General features: G+C 74.2%; 7 protein-coding genes. 4 read left to right on the forward strand and 3 right to left on the reverse strand.

Going from position 1 to position 7599, the window contains the following annotated elements:
• Nucleotides 1-2 precede the first annotated feature (2 nt).
• The 3 genes from ACWGIU_RS23430 to ACWGIU_RS23440 all read right to left on the reverse strand — a co-directional run bounded on the left by ACWGIU_RS23430 (nt 3) and on the right by ACWGIU_RS23440 (nt 4528).
• Nucleotides 3-1442, reverse strand: a complete 1440-nt coding sequence (locus ACWGIU_RS23430) for an aldehyde dehydrogenase family protein (protein WP_453708736.1) — start codon at nt 1440-1442, stop codon at nt 3-5.
• Between the two features lie 211 nt (nt 1443-1653).
• A complete protein-coding gene (locus tag ACWGIU_RS23435) occupies nt 1654-2853 on the reverse strand; it encodes a thiolase family protein (RefSeq protein ID WP_453708738.1) in 1200 nt (399 codons plus the stop codon).
• Nucleotides 2854-3478: 625 nt separating this feature from the next.
• Nucleotides 3479-4528: a LacI family DNA-binding transcriptional regulator gene (locus ACWGIU_RS23440; RefSeq protein WP_453708740.1), complete on the reverse strand. Its 1050-nt coding sequence runs from the start codon at nt 4526-4528 to the stop codon at nt 3479-3481.
• Between the two features lie 235 nt (nt 4529-4763).
• Here ACWGIU_RS23440 and ACWGIU_RS23445 point away from each other — a divergent pair, with 235 nt between their 5' ends.
• The 4 genes from ACWGIU_RS23445 to ACWGIU_RS23460 form a co-directional block, all read left to right on the forward strand.
• Nucleotides 4764-4892 carry a hypothetical protein gene (locus tag ACWGIU_RS23445; RefSeq protein ID WP_453708742.1) on the forward strand — a complete coding sequence of 43 codons (129 nt, stop codon included), beginning with the start codon at nt 4764-4766 and terminating at the stop codon, nt 4890-4892.
• A 61-nt stretch (nt 4893-4953) separates the two neighbouring features.
• Nucleotides 4954-6360 (forward strand): amidase, encoded by a 1407-nt coding sequence (locus ACWGIU_RS23450; protein WP_453708744.1) that lies wholly within the window; start codon nt 4954-4956, stop codon nt 6358-6360.
• 80 nt (nt 6361-6440) lie between these two features.
• On the forward strand, nt 6441-7103 hold the full coding sequence (locus ACWGIU_RS23455; protein WP_453708746.1) for an O-methyltransferase: 663 nt from the start codon (nt 6441-6443) through the stop codon (nt 7101-7103).
• Nucleotides 7104-7169: 66 nt separating this feature from the next.
• On the forward strand, nt 7170-7599 hold a 430-nt coding region (locus tag ACWGIU_RS23460; RefSeq protein ID WP_453708748.1), incomplete at its 3' end, for a type II toxin-antitoxin system PemK/MazF family toxin.

A 7599-nucleotide genomic window follows, 5' to 3' on the forward strand; every position in this document is an offset into this window, starting at 1 on the left:
GCCTAGAACGGGTGGCCTGCCGGGGTGCTGCGGACGGTGGTCCAGCGCAGTTCCGTGAAGGCGTCCAGGTTCGCCTCGCCGCCGAAGCGGGCACCGGTGCCGGAGGCACCGACTCCGCCGAAGGGGGCGACGGCCTCGTCGTTGACCGTCTGGTCGTTGATGTGAACGATCCCTGTCGGGATCCGATCGGCCAGGTCGAGCCCGCGCGCCGCGTCCCGGGTCACGATCCCGAGGGAGAGGCCGTAGGGGCCCGCCGAAGCCAGCGCCACCGCCTCCTCCTCCGTCGCGAAGGACCGTACGGGCGCCACCGGGCCGAAGACCTCCTCGGCGTAGGCGGGGGTGTCGTCGGCGACTCCCGCCAGGACGGTCGGCCGGTAGAACAGGTCCCGGTGCGTGCCGCCGGCCACCAGCTTGGCCCCCTGCCCGATGCTGGCCTCCACCAGGGCGTGGACCCGGTCCAGCTGGGCGCGGTCGATCAGCGGGCCCAGGTGGACCCGCTCGCGGTACGGGTCCCCCACGGCCAGTTCCTCGGCGCGCTCGGCGAGCCGCTCGACGTACTCGTCGTAGAGCGAGGCGTGCACGAGGTGCCGCCCGGCGGTCATGCAGATCTGGCCCTGGTGGAAGAAGGAGCCCCAGGAGGCCTGGGCCACGGCGGACTCGATGTCGGCGTCGCGGAGCACGACGAGGGCCGAGTTGCCGCCCAACTCCAGGTGCACGCGCTTGAGGTGACGACCGGCCAGTTCTCCGACGGACCGGCCCGCGGCGGTGGAGCCGGTGAAGGACACCACCCGGACGCGCGGGTCGGCGACCACCGCTGCGCCCGTCCCGGCGCCGCCGGGCAGGACCTGCAGCAGCCCGCCCGGCAACCCGGCGGCGGCGAAGACCGCGGCGAGGGCGAGGCCACCGCAGACGGCGGTGCGCCGGTCCGGCTTGAGCAGCACCGCGTTGCCGAGTGCCAGCGCCGGCGCGGCCGAGCGGATCGCCAGGATCAGCGGGGCGTTGAAGGGGGCCACGACCCCGACCACCCCGGCCGGCGCCCGGCGGGTGAAGGACAGCCGGGGCGCCTCGCTCGGCAGCACCTGCCCCGTGGGGCGCGAGGCCAGCGCGGCGGCCTCGTAGCACTCCTGCGCGGCGACGTGCAGCTCGAAGTCGGCCTTGCCGGGTATCGAGCCGGACTCGCGGACCAGCCATTCCCGCAGCTCGTCGGCGTGGGCGGTGAACAGGTCCCCGGCGCGGCGCAGCACGGCCGCCCGCTCCGGGTGGGTGGTGCCCGCCCAGTCCTGCTGCGCCGCGAGAGCCCGTACGGCGGCCTCCGCCACATCGGCGGGCGCGGCGAGGTCGATGGTGGCGAGGGTGCGGCCGGTGGCGGGTTCGACGACCGGGGCGGAGCCGCCGGTGAGGGTCGGTCCGTCCTGCCAGAGCGTCGGATCGAGGAGCGGCATGGCGCGGGGCCTCCGGGTGGGGATGGGCGGGGCGGGGGGCGGCAGCACGCGCCATCGTGCCAGACCGGAGGCTCCACAACTGTTCAGTTATTGGGCAGTTGACGCCGAGCGGTGACCGGAAACGATCGCCGCCCGGGTGTCAGGACACCCTGAGGGGCACACCCCCGGGGGACACCCCCGCGGGGCACCTTCGGGGGATTCGCGGGCCGGGTCAGCGCTCCAGGACGAGGGCGATGCCCTGCCCGACCCCGATGCACAGGGCCGCCATGCCGGTGCCGGAGCCCGCCGCCGCCAGCTGGTGCGCGACGGCACCGGCCAGCCGGGCGCCCGAGGCTCCGAGCGGATGGCCGATCGCGATGGCGCCGCCGCGCGGGTTGACCACGGCCGGGTCGAGCTCCGGCCAGGCCGCCAGACAGCCCAACGCCTGTGCTGCGAAAGCCTCGTTCAGTTCGAAAGTGGTCAGGTCGGCGAGCCCGCGGCCGGACTTGGCGAGCGCCCGCTGGACGGCGTCCACCGGACCCAGGCCGAAGAGCTGGGGCTCGATCCCGGTGACGGCGGACGCGCTGATCCGGGCGAGCGGCTCCCGGCCGGTGGCCGCCAGACCCGCCTCGTCGGTCAAAAGGAGCGCGGCGGCGCCGTCGTTGAGCGGGGAGGCGTTGCCCGCCGTGACCGTGCCCGTGCCGTCCGTCCGGAAGGCCGGCTTCAGGCGGGCCAGCGCCTCGGGCGTGGACCCCTCCCGGATGCACTCGTCACGGACCAGGTCCGCGCCGGGGTAGGGAACGACCTCGTTGTCGTAGAGCCCGGCGGACCAGGCGGCCGCCGCCTTGCGGTGGCTCTCCAGGGCGAAGGCGTCCTGCGCCTCGCGGGTGATGCCGTGCTTGTCCGCGACGAGTTCGGCGCCCTCGCCGAGCGAGCCGGTCCACTCCTCGGGCATGCGCGGGTTGGTCATCCGCCAGCCCAGGGTGGTGGACCACATCTGCTGGTGCCCGGCCGGGAAGGCCCGCTCCGGCTTCTGTACGACCCAGGGGGCGCGGCTCATCGACTCGACGCCGCCCGCGATGGCCACGGAGGCGTCACCGAGCGCGATGGCGCGAGCGGCCTGGATCACGGCTTCGAGACCGGAGCCGCACAGCCGGTTGACGGTGACCCCGGGGACGCTCACCGGCAGCCCTGCCAGCAGCACCGCCATGCGGGCCACGTCCCGGTTGTCCTCACCGGCGCCGTTGGCGTCGCCGAAGACCACGTCGTCGATGCGTGCCGGGTCGAGGTCCGGCGTACGCTCCACCAGCGCGCGCACGACGTGCGCGGCCATGTCGTCCGGCCGGACCCCGGCGAGGGCGCCGCCGAACTTGCCGATCGGGGTGCGGACGGCGTCGACGACGTAGACGTCGCGGACGGTGCGGATGCTCATGGGGTCTCTCCTGGGCGGATCCTACGGGCGGCGGCGCGTCGGTGCCGGTGTGGACACCGGGGCACGCCGCCGGGCACGCCCGGTGGGGCGCGCCCGCAGTCTCCGTCCGCACGTCACCGCCTGTCAACGGCTCCCCGGACTGGGGCCGCCTCTGTCGGATCGTGCCGGAGGAGACGCCGACGGCCCTGCCGTCGAAGGAGCGCCGGTCAGGTCCGGGGTCGGCGCCAATGGGGTCTCACCGGGGCCGCAGGGCCGAAGGGAAGCCTCGCTAACGCTGTGACGGGAAAGGTTCACCGGGTCACGACGCCCGGCACGGCACCTCGCCGCGTTGTCGGACCGCGCGAGTACGTCCAGTACGAGCCGCGGCCCTCCGCATTGCGCTGCACCGCACCGGACGCCGCAACCCGGCAAACCTTCCCGGCCACAGCACCAGGCGCAGGGGCGCCCGGGTCGGGACGTACGCCGGCGCCCCCACGACGCGGCGAGCCGCGATGCCGGGGGCCGGGGCACCTCCCACCGGTAGCCGGGGGAGGGACTTCGACGACAGGGCCTGGGACAGTCCTCCGGTCCCCCACCCTGTGCTGCCACCGCGACAGGGGCGCCGGGGCAGAGGCCCCAGGCACCTTCAGGTCGACTCCCGGGGGATGGCGGCCGCCGCCATCAGGTCGTGCCGCTCCGTGACCTCCGACGGCTCGCGCACCGCGTGGTCCACCAGCGAGGCCAGGTGGGCGCCCGTCGGCATCTCCAGTCGAACGGTGCTCAGCCGGGGCCGCAGCAGCCGCCCGATGAGCAGGTCGTCGGCGCCGATGACGGCGACGTCCTCGGGCACACGGAGCCCTTCGTCCTGGAGGGCCCGCATCAGCAGCATCGCGTACTCGTCGTTGTACGCGAACGCCGCGTCAAGCCCGAGCCCGCGCCAGCGGGCCGCGAGGGCCGCCGCCGATTCCTCGGAGTAGGCCATCGGGAGGGCCGACACCTCGGCGCCCGGCACCGAGCGGGCGCCCGTGAGCCGGGGCACGGAGAACAGCTCCAGGCCCTCCTCCTCCGGGACGACCACCCCGATCCGCCTGCGCCCGCGCTCGACGAGATGGGCGGCGGCCCGGACGCCGACCTCCTGCTGGTCCATGACGAGTGCGTGCGCCCCGGGCACGCCGACGGGGCCCATCGTGATCACCGCTCGGGCTCCGGCCCGCTTGAGGGTGGCGACGTTGCGCGCGGAGAGGGTGATCTCGCCGAGGGAGATCACGGCCACCGGACGCAGCTCCGCCCAGGCCCGCACGGCCTCGTCGCCGCTGAGTCCGAGGCTCCCGTACTGCACCACCGTGTAGTCGAGGCGGCGCAGCGCCCACTGGAGTTCGTTCAGGAAGGTGCTGTAGAGCGGCCCGCTCGGCACGTGGGAGGTGGGCAGCAGCACGATCCTGGTATGTCCCGCGCGCAGACTGCGGGCGGCGGCGTGCGGGACATACCCGAGCTCCTCGGCCGCCTCGCGGACCTTGCGGCGGGTCGGCTCGCTGATGCGCACGGCTTCCGCGTTGTTGAGCACGTACGAGACCGTCGCGCGCGAGACGCCGGCGAGGCGGGCCACGTCCGCGCTCGTCGGAACGGGGGGCGGCGGTGGGGCGGCCGGTCCGGAGGCCGGGGCGGGCGGCTTCGGCGACTTCGATGACTGAGACATTGCCGTGGCATCTTTCCAGACCGATTGCACCTGAGGGTCGGCGGATGGCTGAAACGAATGCCGGACACTGGTTACGCGCGTCATTGGCATGTGTAATCACGGCGTCACGTGCCACAACGGCCGTGGGGTCGACGCCGTGCCCCGCCGTGCCGCCGTCCCGCCGCACTCCGCCGCACCCCCGCCGTCGCGACAGGGCGGCGCGCACCCCTCGTCAGCCCACCGCACCTCGCTCCTGATGCCGCAGAGGCGGGCGCAGTTGCTCAAAAGCCGTGGTTTCGAGGTGCGTTCGACCGTCGGGGCGGGACACACCATCCACCGGGCCGACTTCGACGGGTTCATGGCCTCCCTTGAGGGCTGGCTCTAGAACTACCCGGCCACTCCCCGTTACGGTCTTCCTACCGACCGGTAATGGGGAGTGGTACACGATGTCCGATTCAGCTGTCCCGACGGCCTCCGGCCTGGTCGACATGGTCGGCGCACTCGCCGAAGGGACCGTGTCGGCACGGCGGTTGACCGAGGAGGCGCTGCGCCGGATCGCCGCGGCCCAGCCGGAGCTCAACGCCTTCCGGACCGTACGCGCCGAGGCCGCGCTCGCGGAGGCGGACGCGGCGGACCGGCGGCTGGCCGCGGGCGAGCGGCTGCCACTGCTGGGCGTACCCCTGGCGGTCAAGGACGACATGGACGTGACCGGGGAGCCGACCGCCTTCGGCTGCGCGGGAACCTTCGCCCCGAAGACCGCCGACAGCGAGGCGGTACGAAGGCTGCGCGCGGCCGGCGCCGTGATCGTCGGCAAGACCCAGACGCCGGAGCTGGGGCAGTGGCCCTTCACCGAGGGCGGGGCCTTCGGCGAGACCCGCAACCCGTGGAACCGGGCCTACACGCCCGGCGGCTCCTCGGGCGGCTCGGCGGCCGCCGTGGCGGCCGGCCTGGTCCCGGCCGCCCTCGGCTCGGACGGGGCCGGCTCGGTCCGGATCCCTGCTGCGTGGACCCATCTGGTGGGTGTCAAGCCCCAGCGCGGGCGCATATCCACCTGGCCCGAGCCGGAGTCCTTCCACGGACTCACGGTCAACGGCGTGCTGGCCCGCACCGTCGCCGACGCCGCGCTCCTGCTGGACGCCGCGAGCGGCCCGCACCCGCAGGACCTGCACCGCCCGGCCCGCATCTCGGCCGTCGAGGCGGCCCGCCGCACGCCCCGTCGGCTGCGGATCGCCCTCTCCTTCGCGATGGCCTTCACGGCGACGCCCAAGTCCCTGGATCCTGAAGTCCGTTCCGCGGTGGAGCGGCTGGCCGTACGGCTGGAGTCGCTGGGCCACGAGGTGGTGCCGGAGGACCCGCGCTACGGCCCGATCGGTCTGGCCTTCGTACCCCGCGCGACCAGTGGGGTACGGGACTGGGTGGCCCGGGTGCCCGATCCCGCGCTGCTGGACCCGCGCACGCACGAGGCCGTACGGACGGGCCGCGTCCTGGGCGGGCTCGCCCTGCGGGCCTCCCGCCGGGCGGAGACGGTCCTGCGGCGGCGGGTCGGCGAGGTATTCGACCGTTTCGACGTGGTGCTGACCCCGACGACGGCCACTCCGCCCCTGCGGATCGGCGCCCTGGCCGGGTTGGGTGCCATGGCCACGGACCGGGCGATGATCGCGGCCTGCCCGTACGCCTGGACATGGAATGTGCTGGGCTGGCCGGGGGTGAACATCCCGGCGGGCCTCACGGCCGACGGACTGCCGATGGGAGCCCAACTCCTGGGCCCGGCCGATTCGGAGCCGCTGCTGCTGGGGCTTGCCGCGCAGGTGGAGGCGGCGGAGGGCTGGCCGGCGGTGCGGCCGGGCCGGTAGCGGAGCGCGCGCACCCTCCCTCCGGTAAGTTCCCAAGAGGAACCATCAAAGCCGCATCACCGGAAGGGGCGACGCGACCCATGACTCAGCAGACATGGACGGCTGTTGACGACTATTTTGACGGACTGCTGGTCGGGGAGGACGAGGCCCTGGTCTCCGCGGCCGCCGACTCCGAGGCCGCCGGCCTGCCCGCCCACCAAGTCGCCCCCAACCAGGGCAAGCTGCTGAATCTCCTCGCCCGCGTCCGCGGCGCCCGCCGCATCCTGGAGATCGGCACCCTGGGCGGTTACAGCACCATCTGGCTGGCCCGCGCGCTCCCGGCCGACGGGCGGCTGGTCACGCTGGAGGTCGACGAGCGGTGCGCCGACGTCGCGGCCGCCAACATCGCCCGGGCCGGGCTGGACCACATCGTCGACATCCGGCGCGGCCGCGCCGTCGACCTGCTGCCCCGGCTCGTCGGCGAAGCCCCGTTCGACCTGGTCTTCATCGACGCCGACAAGCCGTCCAACCCCGAGTACCTGGAGTGGGCCCTCAGGCTCACCCGGCCCGGCAGCGTCATCATCGGCGACAACGTCGTCCGCGACGGCGCGGTCGTCGACGAAAACAGTTCCGACCCCCGCGTCCAGGGCGTGCGCCGGTTCACCGAACTCATCGCCGAGCACCCGCGATTGACCGCGACCGCCCTGCAGACCGTCGGCAGCAAGGGCTACGACGGGCTGATCCTGGCCCTGGTCACCGGCTGAACCGCGGCGCGGGCGCGCGTGCCCGCCTCCTCCACCAGGGCCACGGCTACCAGTAGCCTCACCCGGATGACGGCACTTTCCCACCACAGCGGCTACATCGAGCAGCCCGGGCGCGACGGCGGCAGCGCGACCGCAGAGGCCGATCCGTACGCCATCGGCCGCGTGCGGACCGAGTACGCTCCGGACCCAGACGGCGATCCCGACCCCGGCGAGATCGTGTGGACCTGGGTCCCCTTCGAGGAGAACGACGGGCGCGGCAAGGACCGTCCCGTGCTGGTCGTGGCCCGGGAGGCGGGCGGGCGGACCCTGCTCGCCGTACAGCTGTCGAGCAAACGGCACGACCACGACCGGGAGTGGGTGCCGATCGGCACGGGTCCGTGGGACGGCGCCGGGCGCGAGTCCTGGGTGGACGTGGACCGGGTGCTGCGCGTGCACGAGTCGGGGATGCGCCGCGAGGCCTGCGCGCTCGACCGCGGCCGCTTCGACCGGGTGGTGG

The organism is Streptomyces sp. NPDC054840 (assembly GCF_053611065.1).